At 66.3% G+C, this 16,038-nt stretch carries 17 protein-coding genes; 10 read left to right on the forward strand and 7 right to left on the reverse strand.

Features of this window, described 5'->3' with window-relative positions; genetic code table 11:
* Positions 1-108 precede the first annotated feature (108 nt).
* From glmS to ACU8YE_RS11360, 4 genes are all read left to right on the forward strand, one after another.
* Positions 109-1,947 (forward strand): glutamine--fructose-6-phosphate transaminase (isomerizing), encoded by a 1,839-nt coding sequence (glmS, locus tag ACU8YE_RS11345; protein WP_232041684.1) that lies wholly within the window; start codon positions 109-111, stop codon positions 1,945-1,947.
* A gap of 260 nt (positions 1,948-2,207) precedes the next feature.
* Positions 2,208-3,674 carry an FAD-dependent monooxygenase gene (locus tag ACU8YE_RS11350; RefSeq protein WP_446928726.1) on the forward strand — a complete coding sequence of 489 codons (1,467 nt, stop codon included), beginning with the start codon at positions 2,208-2,210 and terminating at the stop codon, positions 3,672-3,674.
* A gap of 128 nt (positions 3,675-3,802) precedes the next feature.
* Positions 3,803-4,075: a DUF1145 domain-containing protein gene (locus ACU8YE_RS11355; protein WP_102064293.1), complete on the forward strand. Its 273-nt coding sequence runs from the start codon at positions 3,803-3,805 to the stop codon at positions 4,073-4,075.
* Positions 4,076-4,192: 117 nt separating this feature from the next.
* Entirely contained in the window at positions 4,193-5,095 is a 903-nt protein-coding gene (locus ACU8YE_RS11360) for a patatin-like phospholipase family protein (RefSeq protein ID WP_446928727.1), read from the forward strand.
* A 23-nt stretch (positions 5,096-5,118) separates the two neighbouring features.
* On the opposite strand, the gene ACU8YE_RS11365 is transcribed toward ACU8YE_RS11360, so the two are convergent.
* Both ACU8YE_RS11365 and ACU8YE_RS11370 read right to left on the reverse strand, forming a co-directional pair.
* Positions 5,119-6,915, reverse strand: a complete 1,797-nt coding sequence (locus ACU8YE_RS11365; protein ID WP_446928728.1) for a thiamine pyrophosphate-requiring protein — start codon at positions 6,913-6,915, stop codon at positions 5,119-5,121.
* A 30-nt stretch (positions 6,916-6,945) separates the two neighbouring features.
* Positions 6,946-7,422 carry a hemerythrin domain-containing protein gene (locus ACU8YE_RS11370; protein ID WP_343620705.1) on the reverse strand — a complete coding sequence of 159 codons (477 nt, stop codon included), beginning with the start codon at positions 7,420-7,422 and terminating at the stop codon, positions 6,946-6,948.
* A 198-nt stretch (positions 7,423-7,620) separates the two neighbouring features.
* On the opposite strand from ACU8YE_RS11370, the gene ACU8YE_RS11375 reads away from it, so the two are divergent.
* Both ACU8YE_RS11375 and ACU8YE_RS11380 read left to right on the forward strand, forming a co-directional pair.
* Positions 7,621-8,091, forward strand: coding sequence for a PRC-barrel domain-containing protein (locus tag ACU8YE_RS11375; protein ID WP_232041689.1), 471 nt, complete (start codon positions 7,621-7,623; stop codon positions 8,089-8,091).
* An 85-nt stretch (positions 8,092-8,176) separates the two neighbouring features.
* Positions 8,177-8,365, forward strand: a complete 189-nt coding sequence (locus ACU8YE_RS11380) for a hypothetical protein (protein WP_446928729.1) — start codon at positions 8,177-8,179, stop codon at positions 8,363-8,365.
* A 70-nt stretch (positions 8,366-8,435) separates the two neighbouring features.
* Here the strand turns inward: ACU8YE_RS11380 and ACU8YE_RS11385 are convergent, their stop codons facing one another.
* On the reverse strand, positions 8,436-8,789 hold the full coding sequence (locus tag ACU8YE_RS11385; RefSeq protein WP_343621475.1) for a glyoxalase superfamily protein: 354 nt from the start codon (positions 8,787-8,789) through the stop codon (positions 8,436-8,438).
* Positions 8,790-8,914: 125 nt separating this feature from the next.
* On the opposite strand from ACU8YE_RS11385, the gene ACU8YE_RS11390 reads away from it, so the two are divergent.
* From ACU8YE_RS11390 to ACU8YE_RS11405, 4 genes are read left to right on the forward strand one after another with little or no spacing between them, the layout of a single operon-like run.
* The gene (locus tag ACU8YE_RS11390) at positions 8,915-10,123 is read left to right on the forward strand and encodes an aminotransferase-like domain-containing protein (RefSeq protein ID WP_446928730.1); all 1,209 of its coding nucleotides are present in this window, start codon (positions 8,915-8,917) and stop codon (positions 10,121-10,123) included.
* 18 nt (positions 10,124-10,141) lie between these two features.
* Positions 10,142-10,648, forward strand: coding sequence for a helix-turn-helix transcriptional regulator (locus ACU8YE_RS11395; protein WP_316868132.1), 507 nt, complete (start codon positions 10,142-10,144; stop codon positions 10,646-10,648).
* A complete protein-coding gene (locus tag ACU8YE_RS11400; RefSeq protein ID WP_012760914.1) occupies positions 10,648-11,064 on the forward strand; it encodes a VOC family protein in 417 nt (138 codons plus the stop codon). Before ACU8YE_RS11395 ends, ACU8YE_RS11400 begins: the two co-directional genes overlap by 1 nt.
* Entirely contained in the window at positions 11,061-11,318 is a 258-nt protein-coding gene (locus ACU8YE_RS11405; protein WP_414560059.1) for a hypothetical protein, read from the forward strand. Before ACU8YE_RS11400 ends, ACU8YE_RS11405 begins: the two co-directional genes overlap by 4 nt.
* A gap of 345 nt (positions 11,319-11,663) precedes the next feature.
* Here the strand turns inward: ACU8YE_RS11405 and ACU8YE_RS11410 are convergent, their stop codons facing one another.
* The 4 genes from ACU8YE_RS11410 to ACU8YE_RS11425 all read right to left on the reverse strand — a co-directional run bounded on the left by ACU8YE_RS11410 (position 11,664) and on the right by ACU8YE_RS11425 (position 15,592).
* A complete protein-coding gene (locus ACU8YE_RS11410) occupies positions 11,664-12,860 on the reverse strand; it encodes an MFS transporter (protein ID WP_446928731.1) in 1,197 nt (398 codons plus the stop codon).
* A 61-nt stretch (positions 12,861-12,921) separates the two neighbouring features.
* Complete coding sequence (locus tag ACU8YE_RS11415; protein WP_446928773.1) at positions 12,922-13,629, reverse strand: glutathione binding-like protein; 708 nt, start codon at positions 13,627-13,629, stop codon at positions 12,922-12,924.
* Between the two features lie 94 nt (positions 13,630-13,723).
* Positions 13,724-14,926, reverse strand: a complete 1,203-nt coding sequence (locus ACU8YE_RS11420; RefSeq protein WP_446928732.1) for a low temperature requirement protein A — start codon at positions 14,924-14,926, stop codon at positions 13,724-13,726.
* A gap of 30 nt (positions 14,927-14,956) precedes the next feature.
* Positions 14,957-15,592: a LysE family translocator gene (locus ACU8YE_RS11425; protein WP_446928733.1), complete on the reverse strand. Its 636-nt coding sequence runs from the start codon at positions 15,590-15,592 to the stop codon at positions 14,957-14,959.
* Between the last annotated feature and the right edge of the window lie 446 nt (positions 15,593-16,038).

Raw genomic sequence — 16,038 nt, forward strand, 5'->3', positions numbered from 1 at the left:
CTCCTGCGCCGAACAGCGGATGCCGCTTCGGCGCACGAGCATCGATACTGAATTACCGAGTGCGGCGCACATTGAGCGTGCGGCCGCGCCCCAACTGGAGAAATCAACATGTGCGGTATCGTTGGCGCGGTTTCCACGCGCAATATCGTTCCCGTCCTGATCGAAGGCCTGCGCCGCCTGGAGTATCGCGGCTACGACTCATGCGGCGTTGCCGTTCAGCGTGATGGCCAGCTACAGCGCGCGCGCACCGTTTCGCGCGTGGCCGATCTGGATGCCCAGGCACAGACGAGCCACCTGGATGGCGCCATCGGCATCGCCCACACGCGCTGGGCCACGCATGGCCGGCCGGACACCGTCAACGCGCACCCGCACTTCTCGGGCGACACCATCGCCCTCGTGCACAACGGCATCATCGAAAACTACGAATCGCTGCGCGAAGAACTCAAGGCCGTCGGCTACGGGTTTGAATCGCAGACGGATACGGAAGTCGTCGCGCACTTGATCCACCAGGCCTACACCTACCCGAGCAGCGCCACGCGCGGTGATCTGTTTGCATCGGTGCGCGCGTCGGTCAAGCGCTTGCACGGCGCCTATGCGATTGCCGTGTTTGCACGCGACAACCCCGACGTGGTGGTGGGCGCGCGCGCCGGCTCGCCGCTGGTGGTGGCGATCGGCGAGAACGAATCGTTCCTCGCATCCGACGCGCTGGCCGTGGCCGGCACCGCGAGCCGCATGGCCTACCTGGAAGAAGGCGACGTGGTGGAACTCACCCGCGACGGCTTCACCGTGGCCGATGCACACGACAAGATCGTCGAGCGTGAAGTGAAAGAAGTCGGCACCTACGCCGCCGCCGTTGAACTTGGCCCCTTCCGCCACTTCATGCAGAAGGAAATCTTCGAGCAGCCGCGCGCCCTGGGCGACACGCTGGAAGGGGTGCAAGGCTTTGCGCCTGACCTGTTCGGCCCCGAGGCGGCCCAGGTGCTGCCCAAGGTCGACAGCGTGCTGATCCTGGCTTGCGGCACGAGCTACTACTCGGGCTGCACGGCCAAGTACTGGCTTGAATCGATCGCCAAGATCCCGACGCAGGTGGAAGTCGCCAGCGAATACCGCTACCGCGAAACGGTGCCCAACCCGAACGCGCTCGTCGTCGTGATCTCGCAATCGGGCGAAACCGCCGACACGCTGGCCGCGCTGCGCCACGCCCGCGAACTGGGCCACACGCATACGCTGGCCATCTGCAACGTGGCGACCAGCGCCATGGTGCGCGAGACGCAGCTCAAGTTCCTCACGCGCGCCGGCACCGAGATCGGCGTGGCGTCGACCAAGGCATTCACCACGCAGCTGGCAGCGCTGTACATGCTGGCGCTTACGTTCGCCAAGCTGCGCGGCCATCTGAACGCCGAGCAGGAAGAGGACGCGCTGCGTCATCTGCGTCACCTGCCGTCGGCGCTGAATGCGGTGCTGGCGCTGGAGCCGCAGATCATCGCGTGGTCGGAAGAGTTTGCCCGCCGTGAAAACGCGCTGTTCCTCGGTCGCGGTCTGCATTACCCGATCGCCCTGGAAGGCGCGCTCAAGCTCAAGGAAATCTCGTACATCCACGCAGAGGCCTACCCGGCCGGCGAACTCAAGCATGGCCCGCTGGCCCTGGTGACCGAGCAGATGCCCGTCGTGACCGTGGCTCCGAACGACGCGCTGCTCGAAAAGCTCAAGTCGAACATCCAGGAAGTGCGCGCGCGCGGCGGCAAGCTGTACGTGTTTGCCGACGCCGATACGCATATCCAGTCAAGCGACGGCATCCAGGTGATCCGCATGCCGGAGCACTACGGGCAGCTCTCGCCGATCCTGCACGTGGTGCCGCTACAGTTGCTGGCGTATCACACGGCATTGGCGCGCGGCACCGACGTCGACAAGCCGCGTAACCTGGCGAAATCGGTGACTGTCGAATAAGTTTCGGCAGACGCAGAAAAAGAAAAGGCCGTCCTTCGGGACGGCCTTTTTTCGTGGTGTGCGCTTCGCCAGACAAGCATTCGCTCCACCGTTGCCGTAAGTATACCGCGGCCCCTGGGGCTTGCGGGAAGCCCCGGCGGCCGCAGTAGCATCGCCCCCCAATCTTGAAACCGACCGAAAGGAGGGCGAGACATGCGTGTGATGCCATCGACGTTTGAAGCGCAGGGCAGTGCCGTGGTGATGCCGGCCGGAGGTGTGAAATGAGCGGGCATGCCGTGGTGATTGCCGGCGGCGGACCGACGGGGCTCATGCTCGCGGCGGAGCTGGCGTTGGTCGGGATTGACGTCGCCATTGTGGAGCGCCGCGCCAACCAGGACGTGGTCGGCGTGCGTGCACTGGGGCTGCATGCGCGCTCCGTCGAAGTGCTCGACCAGCGGGGCGTGGCCGAGCGGTTTGTCTCGCAGGGCAAGACCTATCCGGTCGTGCATTTCGGCGAGAACCCGCTGGACATCAGCGACTTTCCCACCCGGCACAACTATGTGCTCGGCCTTTGGCAGCACCACACCGAGCGCATCCTGGCGGAGTGGGTGAGCGAGCTTGGCGTGCCGTTCTATCGCGAGCGCGAGGTGACCGGCTTCCTGCAGGACGACTCGGGCGTCGACGTCACGCTGTCTGATGGGCAGGTGCTGCGTGCGCAATACCTCGTTGGCTGCGATGGCGGGCGCAGCGCGGTTCGCAAGGCCGCCGGCATTGCGTTTGCAGGCTGGGACGCCACGACGAGCTGGCTGATCGCCGAGGTGCACACCACGCAGACGCCGCCCCCCTTCGGCTTCAAATACGATGCCATCGGCCGGCACGCCGTCGCGCCCATGGAAGATGGCAAGTGTGTCCGCTTCGTGCTGACGGAGCGACAACTTGGCACCGACAATGCGCCCACGCTGGCGGACCTGAGCGAGGCGTTGATCGCCGTCTATGGCACGGACTTCGGCGCGCATCGCCCGAACTGGATCTCGCGGTTTTCCGATATGGCCCGCCAGGCCGTGGCCTACCGCGACAAACGCGTGCTGCTGGCAGGCGACGCCGCGCACGTGCATCCGCCCATGGGCGGACAGGGGCTGAACATGGGCATGCAGGATGCCGTGAACCTCGGCTGGAAGCTGGCCGCGGTCATCAAACGGACAGCACCCGACAGCCTGCTCGACAGCTATCACGCGGAGCGCCATCCGGTTGCCGCGCGCACGTTGCGCAATACGCTGGCGCAGGTGGTGCTGCTTCGCCAGGACGAGCGCTCCAAGGCGCTGAGCGAGATCACCTCGGAGCTGTTTCGCATGGATGAACCGCGCAGGCACCTTGTTGGGATGGTCTCCGCGCTCGATGTGCGATACGACTTCGGTGAAGGGCATCCGCTGCTCGGTCGCCGCATGCTCGATCTCGACCTGGAGACCGCCGAGGGCCCGGTGCGCGTCTTCCACCTGTTGCACGGGGCGGGGGCGCTGCTGATCAACTTCGGCCCGGCGGATGCCATCGACATCGCGCCATGGGCCGATCGCGTGCGACGTGTCGACGCCCGCTATGCAGGAACCTGGTCGCTGCCGGTGGTTGGCACAGTGCCCGCACCTGCTGCGGTGCTGATCCGTCCTGACGGTCACGTGGCGTGGGTCGGTGACGGAACGACTGCGGGGCTGCAAGCGGCCTTGCATCGCTGGTTCGGTTCGGCGACGGCCTGAGCACCCGCCGCCAGCAGATACGGCCGGGTGGAGGGCGGCGTCTATCCAGGTGTTTGAAGCGGCCGGAGGGACCGCGGTGGCCGGTATGCTGCACGGCATCGGAATCACCGTCCCTCTGGAGTCCTGGCATGTTCAACGTCCTCAGCAAGATCGTCCTGCTCGCCGTGTATGGCCTCGCGCTGGCGAGCTATGCCACGCCACTGCCGCTGTCGGCCGACGCGATTGGCTGGCTGCGCATCGTGGCGCTGGTGTTGCTGGCTGCGCACCTGCTGGAAGTGGTGCTGTGCTTTCGCAAGGTCGCGCTGCACAACGGACCGCTGTTCGACAGCGTGCTGCTGACGTTGCTGTTCGGCTTTCTGCACTGGAAGCCCCTGGCCGACGCCGCGCGGCAAGCCCGCTGATCGCCCCTCGTCGCCGCTGATTGGTCGACTAGCCGCAACGGCAGGGCAGACCTACTCTAGTTCCAGTCGTCCCTGGATTGACAAGTTGGGACTCCTTGCTGCAACGCGGCATCGATCATGGACAGAGTGGAACGAACGGCGTTTGTCTTTGCCGGCGGCGGCAGCCTCGGCGCCATCGAGGCTGGCATGCTGCGCGAGCTGGTGGCCTCGGGCGTGGTGCCCGACATGGTGGTGGGGGCCTCGGCTGGCGCCATCAACGCGGCCTTTTTTGCGTGCCATCCGCACGCGGCCGGCACGGCGCAGCTCGAGGCGCTGTGGCGCGGTGTGCGGCGCGCCGACGTGATGCCGTGGTCCTGGCGGGCGATGTTCAGCATGCTGGGCATCCTGGGCGGACAACGGGAACACCTCGTCGATGCGTCTGGCCTGCAGCGCCTGCTGACGCGGCATTTCGCGCAGACCCTGCTGGAGGCGACCACGCTGCCGCTGCACGTCGTGGCCACCGACATGCGCACTGGCGCCGAGGTGGTGCTGTCGTCCGGCGCCATCGTGCCGGCCGTGCTGGCCAGCGCCGCCATTCCCGGCGTGTTTCCGCCGGTGCGCGTTGGTGATCGCCTGTTGATCGACGGCGGCGTCGCCAACAACACGCCAATCTCCGCGGCCATCCGGTTGGGCGCCACACGCGTCGTTGTATTGCCGGCGGGATTCGCGTGTGCCGACCGTCGTGCCCCGCGCAGCGCCATCGAGCACGCGCTGAACGCCTTGTCACTGCTGGTCGCGCGTCAGCTTGTGCAAGACCTGGAACGCTGGGCCGGGCAGGTGCCCATTACGGTCGTGCCGCCGCTGTGCCCGCTCGACGTGTCGCCCTACGACTACGCCCGCTGCGGCGAACTGATCGACCGTGCCGCTGCCGCCACGGCGGCATGGCTCGCAGCCGATGGTCTGGCAGGCACCGGCATTCCAGGCGCGCTGCGTGAGCACCATCACGACGCGACCCACGCCGCTTGCAGTGCTGAGGTTTAGCTCTACGGCGTGGTGCCCGCAGCTCACTCCTTCTCCCTATGCACCGGAAACAACGCCGACAACACCTGCCGCGCCGTCCCGCGCAGCACACCGCTGGCGTCCGGGTCGCCGTACGCCAGGGCCGTCGCAAAGTTGCGCGCCTGCTGCAGCGTGACGTGCGGAGGCAGCGGAGGCACATCGGGATCGGTCTTCACTTCCAGCACCACGGGGCGGTCTGCGTCGAGCGCTTCGTCCCAGGCGCCGGCCAGATGGTCGGGGTTGTCGACGTAGATGCCTTTCAGGCCGATCAACTCCGCAAAGCGGTGATACGGCACATCGGGGATGTCCTGTGACGCCGGGAACTTCGGGTCGCCTTCCATCACGCGTTGCTCCCAGGTGACTTCGTTCAGATCCTGATTGTTGAGCACCATGCAGATCCACTTGGGAGACTTCCACCGCTTCCAGTATTTCGACACGGTGATGAGTTCGGCCATGTTGTTCATCTGCATGGCGCCGTCGCCCACGAGTGCGATGACAGGGCGATCGGGGTACGCAAACTTGGCGGCAATCGCGTACGGCACCGCCGCGCCCATCGACGCCAGCCCGCCCGAGAGCGAGCCCATCATGCCGGGCTTGAACTTGAGATCGCGCGCATACCAGTTCGCGCAGGTGCCGGAGTCGCTGGTGACGATCACGTTGTCCGGCAGCTTGGGTGACAGCTCCCACAGCACGCGCTGCGGGTTGACGGGATAGGCCGGCTGCAGCGCGCGCTCTTCCAGCGTCTTCCACCAGCTTTCATTCCAGCGGGCAATGCGGTCGGGCCAGTAGCGATCGGTCTTGCGCTGGAGCAGCGGCAGCAGCGCACGCAGCGTCTGCGCGCTGTCGCCGACGAGGTTGACCTCCATCGGATAGCGCAGCCCCAGCATGCCGGGGTCCAGATCGATCTGCACGCCGCGCGCCTGGCCTTCCTTGGGGAGAAATTCTGCGTAGGGAAAGCCGGAGCCGACCATCAACAGCGTGTCGCAATGGTTCATCAGCTCCCAGCTCGGCTCGGTGCCCAGCAGGCCGATGGCGCCGGTCACATAGGGCAGTTCGTCGGGCAACACGGCCTTGCCGAGCAGCGCCTTGGCCACGCCCGCGCCGAGCGTTTCCGCCACGGCTGCGACTTCTGCGCTGGCCCCGAGGGCACCCGCGCCCACGAGCATCGCCACCCGGCGGCCGCTGTTGAGGATGTCCGCTGCGCGTTCCAGGTCGGCCGCTTGCGGGATCACGCTCGGCGCGCTGTAGCCGACGCCCGAGTGCACCGTGCCATGCGCACGCGGCGGCTCGGCGTAGGGCATTTCCTGCAGATCGTTTGGTAGCACCAACGCCGTCACCCGGCGCTGCCCGATGGCGATGCGCACCGCTCGATCCAACAGGTGTCGCACCTGTGCCGGCATGCTGGCCTGGTGGACAAACGCGCCGGCCACGTCGCGGAACATCGCCGCTAGATCGACCTCCTGCTGGTAATGCCCCCCGACTGCCGTGCGCGCCTGCTGCCCGGTAATCGCCAGCACCGGCATGTGGTCGAGCCGCGCGTCGTACAGCCCCGTGATGAGGTGCGTGGCACCCGGCCCGGACGTTGCCATGCACACGCCCAGCTCACCGGTGAACTTGGCGTGTGCAGAGGCCATGAAGGCGGCCATTTCTTCATGCCGCACCTGCACGAACTCGATCTTGCCGCCGGCCCGCTGCAGTGCACCGAACATGCCGTTGATGCCGTCGCCGGGGTAGCCAAAGATGCGCCGCACACCCCAGTCATACAGGCGGGCGACGAGGAAGTCGCTGACGGTGGCTTGCATGGTTTCTGTCCAGTATCAGGTGGTGGGTCGTCAGCTCGTGGTCTCGGCGAGCAGCGCTTCCTTGCGCGTGGTCATGGGCTCCTGCAGCGGCGTCAGGTCGATGTGCTGACGGACCAGCTTGGGAAAGAGTTCGGTCTCTTCTTCTTCCACGTGGTGTGAAACGTACTCGGCCAGCACCGTGAATTTGGCCGCGAACAGATCGTCGCCCGCGTGCATGCCGCTCAACTGCTTGATCAGGTCCTTCGCGGTGGCGTGCTCCACCACGGCTTCGTCGACGAGGTCCTTGAACGCTTCGCCGCCGTTGTCGCGCACGAACGGGTAGAACACCTCTTCTTCAAGCTGCGTGTGCACGGTCAACTTTTCACATGCTTCGCGCACGATTTGCTCGCAGGCCGCTTCGTCTTTCTCTTGCTGGAACGTCTTGAAGAGTTTTTTCACCTCGCGGTGATCGTCCAGCAGCATCGACAGCACAGCGCGTTGCGCCACAGGGATTTCCGCTTTGTTCATGGGGCTCTCCGGTAGGGGTTCTGGTTTAAGTACGCCGAACCGTCGAGCAAGCGGCATGCCGCACGCGCGTCTCTGCAGTCGATGCGTCGCAGGCAAGCTTCGTGCTGACACGGTTGATTGCGTGCGACAGAGGCCGCGCAATTGCGTGGCCGCCGCACATCATCCTGAACGTCAACTGATTGATGGGAGGTAACTGCTATGCAAACCACGACAACCGGCACCACGCTGGGCACCGGTACCGCCACTGGTGTAGGAACCACCGCCGGTGTACGCATGCGCATCATCGGGCGCGCCGATGCCGATTCGGCTGGCCCCGGCCCGGAACTGATGGCGGCCGATACGCTTGAGGGCAATCGCGTCGTCAACCTCAATGGGGAAGACCTCGGCAAGATCACCGACATCATGCTCGACGTGCAGCGCGGCCGGATCGCCTACGCGGTGATGTCGGTGGGCGGCTTCCTGGGCATCGGCGACAAGCTGTTTGCCGTGCCGTGGAGCGCCATGTCGCTCGACGTGGACCGCAAGTGCTTCGTGCTCGACGCCAACAAGGATCGCCTTGAGGCGGCTCCAGGCTTCGACAAGGACAGCTGGCCCACGATGGCCGATCCGACCTGGGCGCAGTCCGTGCACGAGTACTACGGTTCGCGTCCGTACTGGGAAGAGTATTGAGCGCTCAGTTGAGGCGCTCAGTTGAGGTGCTCGGGCACGCCGTTCGCTTGCGTGTCGTCAACCACGCTTGAAACAGGAGGGCGCCATGGAGAAAGGCAAGAAAGAGAAGCATCCGCACGCAGAGAAGCGTGAGGAGCTGGTGGAAAAAGCCGTGGAAGACACGTTCCCGGCCAGTGACCCGCCCGCCACGGGCGGCATCACGCGCGTTGTCGACAAGGATAAGAACGGCAGCGCACACCAGGACAAGGGCACCCACAACGGCAACCACCGGTAGTCATCAACCGGCACTGCCGCGCCCGCATCGCCTCTTTGGCATGCGGGCGTTTTTCTTCGATGCAGCGGCGTCAACGGTGCGCCAGGATGTTGATCACGTTGCCGAACGGATCGCGCACGTAAAAGCGGCGCACGCCCCACGGCTCATCCACGAGCGGGTAGACGATCTCCAGGCCCAACGAGACGGCCCTCGCATGCACGGCATCCACGTCATCCACCTCTACTGAAAGCGCCGGCACCGGCGTACCGTTTCCGCCTTCGCTGGCAATGCTGACCTGCGGCGTCATCGTGTTGGCCGCGTCGGCAAAGGTGACGATCCAGCCGTGGTCCATCACCGCTTCCAGTTCGAGCAGTTCGGCATAGAACGCGCGGGCACGTGCCGGATCGGCAGCATGCAGGTTCGGAACGATGCGTCGGACGGCCATGCGGACCTCCTTTTTACCGGTTCGGTGGCGGCATTCTAGTCATGGCTGTGACGCCGTGTTGGCATGCGCACGCGGCGCACATCACGTAAAGTGGCGGGCACTCGAACTACAGAGACACGCACGCCATGGAATTCCTGCAATCGCTGCTGGCACCCCGCCTGCAAAACGTTGAAACCTCCGCCATCCGCGAGCTGTTCAAGGTGCTCGGCAAGCCGGGCCTGATTTCATTTGCCGGCGGCTTTCCGGATGCCGCCCTGTTTGACGTGGAAGGCCTGAAGGCCGCCGCCGACAGCGCGCTCACCACCGACGCCGCCCGCGCCCTGCAATACGGCGCCACTGAGGGCTTCGAGCCGCTGCGTGAGGCCATCGTCACGTTGATGAAGTCGCGCGGCGCCACCGTCGCCAACACCGACATCCTCGTCACCACCGGTTCGCAGCAAGGGCTGGATCTGCTGGGCAAGGTGCTGATCGGCGAGGGCGATACGGTGCTGACCGAGGCGCCCACCTTCCTCGCCGCCATTCAGGCGTTCAAGCTGTACGGCGCCAAGGTGGCCGGTGTGCCGACCGACGGCGACGGCCTGGATGTCGACGCGCTGGAGCAGGTGCTGTCCACTGCGCGTCCCAAATTCCTCTACGTGATTCCCAACTTCGGCAACCCGAGCGGCGCGCTGATGAGCCTGGAGCGCCGCAAGCGCCTGCTGGACGTGGCGGTGCGCCACAACCTGCTGATCGTGGAAGACGACCCGTACGGCGATCTGTATTTCGACGCACCGCCGCCGCCGTCGCTGTACGCGCTGTCGCAGCAGACCGACGGCGCACAGGGGCGTGTGATCTACCTGGGCAGCCTGTCGAAGGTGGTGGCGCCGGGCCTGCGCGTGGGCTGGATGATCGCCTCGCAGCCGGTGCTGGGCAACGCGGTGATGGTCAAGCAGTTTGCCGATGCGCACACCTCCACGTTTGCGCAGGCCACGGCCGCCGCCTACCTGCGCAGCAATCGGCTGGACACCGTGCTGCCGCGCACCCGTGCCGCCTATGCCGAGCGTGCCCACGCCATGGCCAACGGCCTGCGTGCGCTGCTGCCTGAAACCGAACTGACCTTCAACCGCCCGCGCGGCGGCATGTTCCTGTGGTGCACCTTGCCGGGCCGTAATGCCGGTGATGTGGCCAAGGTGGCCATCGAGCGTGGTGTGGCGTTCGTGCCGGGTGCGGCGTTTTACCCGGTCGACCCGGATCGCTCGACGCTCCGCTTGTCGTACGCCACCTCGTCGCTGGCACAGGTGGAAGAGGGTGTGCGCAAGCTCGCGCACGCCATCGGCGAGTTCAAGCTGGGCTGACGCCACCGGCAGGCTGCGGTGGCACCGGCACACACCGACGCGCAGCAAGACCCCGCGCTGCTGCGCCGCCTGCTGCGCGCCAAAGACCGCATGGACGCCGCCTCGCACGAGGCGTGGCCCGTCAAGCGGCTGGCCGAGGTGAGCGGCGTCTCGGCGGCGCATTTTGCGCGCTCGTTCAAGCAGGCCTTCGGCATTCCGCCGCACCGCTACCTGCTCACGCGCCGCATCGAGCAGGCCACCACGCTGCTGCGCGACACCGACCTGCCCATCATCGAAATCGCCTACGCCACGGGCTGGGAAAGCCTCGGCACCTTCGGCCGCATCTTTCGCGACATCACCGGGCAGAGCCCGAGCGAGCTTCGCCGCCACGCCCAGGCCACCGCGCCGCACCAGCAACTCGATCGCGTGCCCGCCTGTGTGCTGAAGGCGGCGCAGCGGCCCGACCTCGTCACAGCAGTTTCGGAGAAGCGCCGCCAACTGGCGGAGGGTACAAATCCGTCACCCACCAACAACAAGGAGCGGTGATGAGCCAAGGGATCAATGTCGTCGGGCTGTATGTGGATGATCAGGACGCGGCGCTGGCGTTCTATGTCGACAAGCTCGGGTTTCGCGTGCACACCGACGTGCGCAACGGCCCGTACCGCTGGCTGACGGTGCAGCATCCGGAGCAGCCGTCGTTTCAGCTCGGCCTGTTCCAGCCCGGCCCGCCCATCCACGACGAGGCCACCGCGCAGACCTTGCGCGCCATGGTCGCCAAGGGCGCGATGCCGCCGCTGGTGCTGACCGTCGCCGATTGCCGCGCCGCCTACGCCCAATTGCGCGAGCGCGGCGTGGAATTCACGCAGGAGCCCATCGAGCGCTTTGGCAGTGTCGATGCCGGCTTTCGTGATCCGGCCGGCAACGGCTGGAAGATGATCCAGGCCGCCGGAGGTGCAAAGTGAGCGCCCGCAACGGAATCCGCCAGTTTCACCGCTGGGTGTCGATGGCGTTCACGCTCACCGTCATCGCCAACTTTGTCGCCATGGGGCTGAGCAAGGGCGCGCAGCCGCCGGCGTGGATCACCTACGCGCCGCTGCTGCCGCTGGCGCTGCTGCTGTTCACGGGGCTCTATATGTTTGCGTTGCCGTACCTGGATCGGCGAGGCGGGCGGCGCGCAAATCGGGCCAACCGCGAAGCCCCCGCCGCTGGGGCCTGAGGCCGGTACGCCGAGCTCGGAGCTCGAACCGCGAGGCATTTTGCTCGGCCCGCCGAGCTCGGAGCTCGGATCGCGAGGCTTTTTGCTCGGCTCGCCGAGCTCGGAGCTCGGATCGCGAGGCTTTTTGCTCGGCTCGCCGAGCTCGGAGCTCGGATCGCGAGGCTTTTTGCTCGGCTCGCCGAGCTCGGAGCTCGGATCGTGAGGCTTTTTGCTCGGCTCGCCGAGCTCGGAGCTCGGATCGTGAGGCTTTTTGCTCGGCTCGCCGAGCTCGGAGCTCGAACCGCGAGGCTTTTTGCTCGGCCCGCCGAGCTCGGAACCTTGAGCATGGCATCGGCGGCCCGGCGCTCAATGTGCGATCGATGTGGCCGTCGGCCCGTCTGCCTGTGCGGCTTCATGGCGCGCACTGTTGCGCCACAACACCACCGCCACCACATGGCACGCGGCGGCCGCCCACCCCAGCATGCCCGGCCCGCCATGCGCGAGCGCCAGCGCGCCAACGCTCGACCCCAGCGCAATCCCCACATACACGGCAGACGCATGCAGCGACAGCGTGATCGGCGACACATCGGGCGCGAGGCGGATCAGGCGCGTCGCCTGCGCCGGGCCGAAGCCCCAGCCGGCCATGCCCCACAGCACGACCGCGCCGATGGCGACTGCGCCGGCCACCGTGCCGTGCAGCATCTGTGCCGACAGCGAGAGCACCGAGAACGCCAGCACGATGCCCGCGCTGCTGACCGCCAGCACGCGCGCCACGCCTGCGCGGTCGGTCATGTGGCCGCCCAGGCCGGTGCCGAGCGCCGCAAAGCTGCCGACCAGGAACAGCACGATGCCCACGTGCTGCGGCGCGAAGCCCAGTCCCTGCACAAAGAACGGTGCGACGTAGGTGTAGAACGTAAAGCCGCCCGCCGCCCACAGCGTGGACACCGCCAGCGCGCCCAGCATGCCTGGGCGGCGTGCCACGGACAGGCGCTGCGCCAGCGTGGTCACGCTGTGCGGCAGCGCGCGCGGCAGGCCGAAGGCCAGGCCCGCCGTGGCCAGCGCCGACAGCACACCGCATGCGATGAACGTCGAGCGCCAGTCGCCCTGCGCCGCAATCCACGCGCCCAGCGGCACGCCGAGCGCTACTGCCACCGTGCCGCCGCCCGTGATGATGGCGAGCGCCGAGCCGCTGCGCGAAGCGGGCACCAGCGAGGTCGCCACCGCATTGGCCGTCGGCAGGAACACGCCGGCCGCCAGCGCCAGCAGCACGCGCGCCGCCATCAACTGCCCAAAGCCGTGCGCGGTGGCCGCCAGCAGGTTGCCTGCCGCAAAGATGGTCAGCGCGCCGATCAGCACGCGTCGGCGGTCGACATTGCCGAGCAGCGTCGCCATCACCGGCGAGCCCACGGCATACGTGACGGCAAACACGGTAACGAGCTGCCCCGCCGCCGGCACGCTCACGCCCAGGTCTGCGGCCAGCACCGGCAGCAGGCCGGCGATCATGAAACCTTCAGTGCCGATGGCGAACGCGCCCAGGCACAACCACCACAGCGATGCCGGCATGGTCGGCTCCTGTTAGAGAACAAACGTGGAAGGGAGGCGGAGCGCGCAGGCTCCGCAGGGTTCAGCGCGCGCCGGAGCTGGCCGTCTGGCCGAACAGCACGCCGCGCTCGTCGTCGGAGATGTCTTCGCGGCGGCGGGAGTAGGCACGCTCCACCCCGGCATAGGCGCGCTGCGTGGCCGGCCGTGCGCCAACGGCTTCGAACCACCGTTGCAGATGCGGGAAGTCGTTCAGGTCCTGACCATGCCCGGCGTGCGGGACGATCCACGGATAGGCCGCGATGTCGGCGATCGTATAGTCGTCGCCGGCAATGTAGGGGCGATCGGCCAGGCGGCGGTCGAGCACGCCGTACAGGCGGTTGGTCTCTTTGGTGTAGCGGTCGATGGCGTAGGGCACGCGCTCGGGCGCATAGACGTTGAAGTGGCCGATCTGCCCGGCCATCGGGCCCAGACCGCCCACCTGCCAGAACAGCCACTTGAGCACTTCCATGCGGCCGTGCAGGTCGGTGGGCATCAATTGGCCGGTCTTCTCGGCCAGGTAGAGCAGCATGGCGCCCGATTCGAACAGCACCACCGGCTCGGTCCCCTCGGCCGGGTCGTGATCGACCATGGCCGGGATCTTGTTGTTGGGCGAGATAGCCAGGAACTCGGGCTTGAACTGGTCACCCCGGCTGATATCGACGGGGATGACGCGATGCGGCAAGCCGGTTTCGGCAAAGAACAGCGCCATCTTCAGGCCGTTGGGCGTGGCGCAGTAGTAGAGGTCGATCATGGCGGGGCCCTCGTGTTCTGTCATGTTGGTTGACAGAGTAGGCGCGCGAGTGGCCTTTTGTAATGTCCAGAAACTGGAATTTTCAGGTGACCACTTAGGGGTTGTGTGCCGCTTCGGGGTCCGCCGTTTCGCAGGAGCGTGCGTACCATTCCCACGCCGCCGTGCCGCACAGCACACCCGTCGCCAGTGCGGAGACTGCGAGCGCGGGCAGTTCGCCTGCGGGCAGCCAGGCGCCGCCCAGCACCACCAGGCCAACCACATGCGCCGGGCGCAGCCGCCCGAAGATCGCCCACTTGAATAGCAGGTTGCCCAGCAGGTACAGCGCCGCGCTGCCCAGCACCGCCAGCGTTGTCCCTTCATGGGCGTGGCCCACCGGATGCGCCAGCACGAACTCGTCGGCCACGGCCCCGACGATGATGCCGGCCACCAGCACCACGTGGATGTAGGTGTAGGCCAGGCGTGCCAGCCGGCCCGGATCCGCCGAATGCGACATGGTGTGCGCGCCGCGCTCGGCAATCGTGTCGAAGTACAGCCACCACATCGCCAGGCTGCCGATGAACGACATCGCCATCGCCGCGATGTTTTCGGCAGTCCAGTCGAGCCCGGCGAACGTGGAGCCCGTGACCAACACCGATTCGCCCAGCGCGATGATGATGAACAGCGAGCAGCGCTCGGCCATGTGACCGCCTTCCACGTTCCAGTCGTTGGTGGTGGAGCGGCCCAGGCCCGGCGTGTAGAAGCCCATCGAGGGGCCGAGCCATTCGATGGCCAGGGCGACGATCCAGCACGCCCAGCGCACGGAACCGTCCGACAGGCCGCCCGCCAGCCACAGCACGGCAGAGATGCCGAGCCACGTGGCGATGCGCTGGAAGTTGCGTCGCATGGGCAATGACTCGCCGCGCACGGCCCAGAGGAAGAACACCGTGCGCCCGAACTGCATGAACACATAGGCCAGCGCAAACGCCAGTCCGCGCGAGCCGAACGCCTGCGGCAGCGATGCCGAGAGCAGCAGCCCGCCCGTCATCAGCGCGAGCATCAGCATGCGGATGGCGAGCTTGTCCGGATCGAGCCAGTTCGTCACCCATGAGGTGAAGATCCACACCCACCACACCGCCAGCATCAGCAGCAGCGCCTGTGCGCCGCCTTGCAGCGTGAAGTTGCCGATCAGCAGGTGCGAGAGCTGCGTCACCGCAAACACGAACACGAGATCGAAGAACAGCTCGATGTTGGTGACGCGGTGGTGGCCGTGGGCCCCGTCGGATGTGATTGGCGAGGGGCGGAGGTAACTGCGGGGCATCGGGTGTCCTGGGTGCGGCCTGTGGAGCGATCAGGCCGACTGCATGCCGAGCGTGAGCGTGCCAGCGCCCACCATCACCGCGCCGCCCGTGTAGCCGAAGCGACGCTGCGCAGCCACGCTGGTCAGGCGCTTGGCGAGCAGCTTGGCGGCCAGCGCGTACATTGATGCGTTGGCGGCGGCCAGGATGACGAAGGTCGGCAGCAGGATCACGCTCTGCGAGAGGAAGGTCTGCTCGGCCGACATGAACTGCGGCACGAAGGCGACGAAGAAGACGATGCTCTTGGGGTTCAGCGCGGTGACCGTCCAGGCCGACAGGAAGCGGCGGCGCGCAGATTTCTGCTGCACGGGGATGGTGGCCTCGGGCGCATCGTCACGCAGGCGGCGCGCGCTGAGGATGGACTTGATGCCCAGATAGACGAGGTACGAACCGCCGATGAGCTTGAGCGCCGTGAAGGCTGCGGCCGATGCGGCCAGCAGTGCGCCCGCACCGGCAAGGGAAACCGCCATGGCCGTTGTGTCGCCAGCGGCCACGCCGGCCACGGTGCTCCACGCCGAACGGCCGCGGTTGGCCAGGGAATCACCAATCACCAACAGGATCGTCGGGCCGGGGATGAGCAGGATGATGATGCTGGCGCCGATGAAGGCCAGCCAGGTTTGGAGGGTCATGGGGTGGCTCGCTGGGTTGTTGGGGGGGAGGGGACACAGTTATCCATGAAAAAAAATGGGGAGTCAAATGGAGGGGTGTTTTTTTGTTTTTTGGTTTTGGTGTTTGTGGTGTATCCCTTGTTTCATCCCCTGCCGGGGCTGACTCACTTTCTTTGGTCTTGCCCAAAGAAAGTAAGCAAAGAAATGCGCGCCCGAGATGGCGAAAGATTCCTTCAATTTCCGTAACCGTGCGGAGGCGGGGAAAACTCGCTGCGCTCAGACAGTTCCCCGCCTTTTTTCCGCCCGCTTACGAAAATTGAAGGCGCCATCAAGGGCAGGAACGGCCAAACACTCGGTATGCCGGTGCAAACGAAAAAGCGAGCCTTGGTGGCTCGCTTTGTGTTCGACGGTTTGCTTTTCCTTGCCCTAGATGGCGCCTTGGATTTTTGTTGCGGGGAGGAAAAAGG

The organism is Ralstonia sp. VS2407 (assembly GCF_052950655.1).

What these genes read in the sequence shown, in the direction of transcription:
- glmS (WP_232041684.1), top strand. Translation starts at nt 109, where the DNA reads ATGTGCGGTATCGTTGGCGCGGTTTCCACGCGCAATATCGTTCCCGTC.
- ACU8YE_RS11350 (WP_446928726.1), top strand. Translation starts at nt 2,208, where the DNA reads ATGAGCGGGCATGCCGTGGTGATTGCCGGCGGCGGACCGACGGGGCTC.
- ACU8YE_RS11355 (WP_102064293.1), top strand. Translation starts at nt 3,803, where the DNA reads ATGTTCAACGTCCTCAGCAAGATCGTCCTGCTCGCCGTGTATGGCCTC.
- ACU8YE_RS11360 (WP_446928727.1), top strand. Translation starts at nt 4,193, where the DNA reads ATGGACAGAGTGGAACGAACGGCGTTTGTCTTTGCCGGCGGCGGCAGC.
- ACU8YE_RS11365 (WP_446928728.1), bottom strand. Translation starts at nt 6,915, where the DNA reads ATGCAAGCCACCGTCAGCGACTTCCTCGTCGCCCGCCTGTATGACTGG.
- ACU8YE_RS11370 (WP_343620705.1), bottom strand. Translation starts at nt 7,422, where the DNA reads ATGAACAAAGCGGAAATCCCTGTGGCGCAACGCGCTGTGCTGTCGATG.
- ACU8YE_RS11375 (WP_232041689.1), top strand. Translation starts at nt 7,621, where the DNA reads ATGCAAACCACGACAACCGGCACCACGCTGGGCACCGGTACCGCCACT.
- ACU8YE_RS11380 (WP_446928729.1), top strand. Translation starts at nt 8,177, where the DNA reads ATGGAGAAAGGCAAGAAAGAGAAGCATCCGCACGCAGAGAAGCGTGAG.
- ACU8YE_RS11385 (WP_343621475.1), bottom strand. Translation starts at nt 8,789, where the DNA reads ATGGCCGTCCGACGCATCGTTCCGAACCTGCATGCTGCCGATCCGGCA.
- ACU8YE_RS11390 (WP_446928730.1), top strand. Translation starts at nt 8,915, where the DNA reads ATGGAATTCCTGCAATCGCTGCTGGCACCCCGCCTGCAAAACGTTGAA.
- ACU8YE_RS11400 (WP_012760914.1), top strand. Translation starts at nt 10,648, where the DNA reads ATGAGCCAAGGGATCAATGTCGTCGGGCTGTATGTGGATGATCAGGAC.
- ACU8YE_RS11410 (WP_446928731.1), bottom strand. Translation starts at nt 12,860, where the DNA reads ATGCCGGCATCGCTGTGGTGGTTGTGCCTGGGCGCGTTCGCCATCGGC.
- ACU8YE_RS11415 (WP_446928773.1), bottom strand. Translation starts at nt 13,629, where the DNA reads ATGATCGACCTCTACTACTGCGCCACGCCCAACGGCCTGAAGATGGCG.
- ACU8YE_RS11420 (WP_446928732.1), bottom strand. Translation starts at nt 14,926, where the DNA reads ATGCCCCGCAGTTACCTCCGCCCCTCGCCAATCACATCCGACGGGGCC.
- ACU8YE_RS11425 (WP_446928733.1), bottom strand. Translation starts at nt 15,592, where the DNA reads ATGACCCTCCAAACCTGGCTGGCCTTCATCGGCGCCAGCATCATCATC.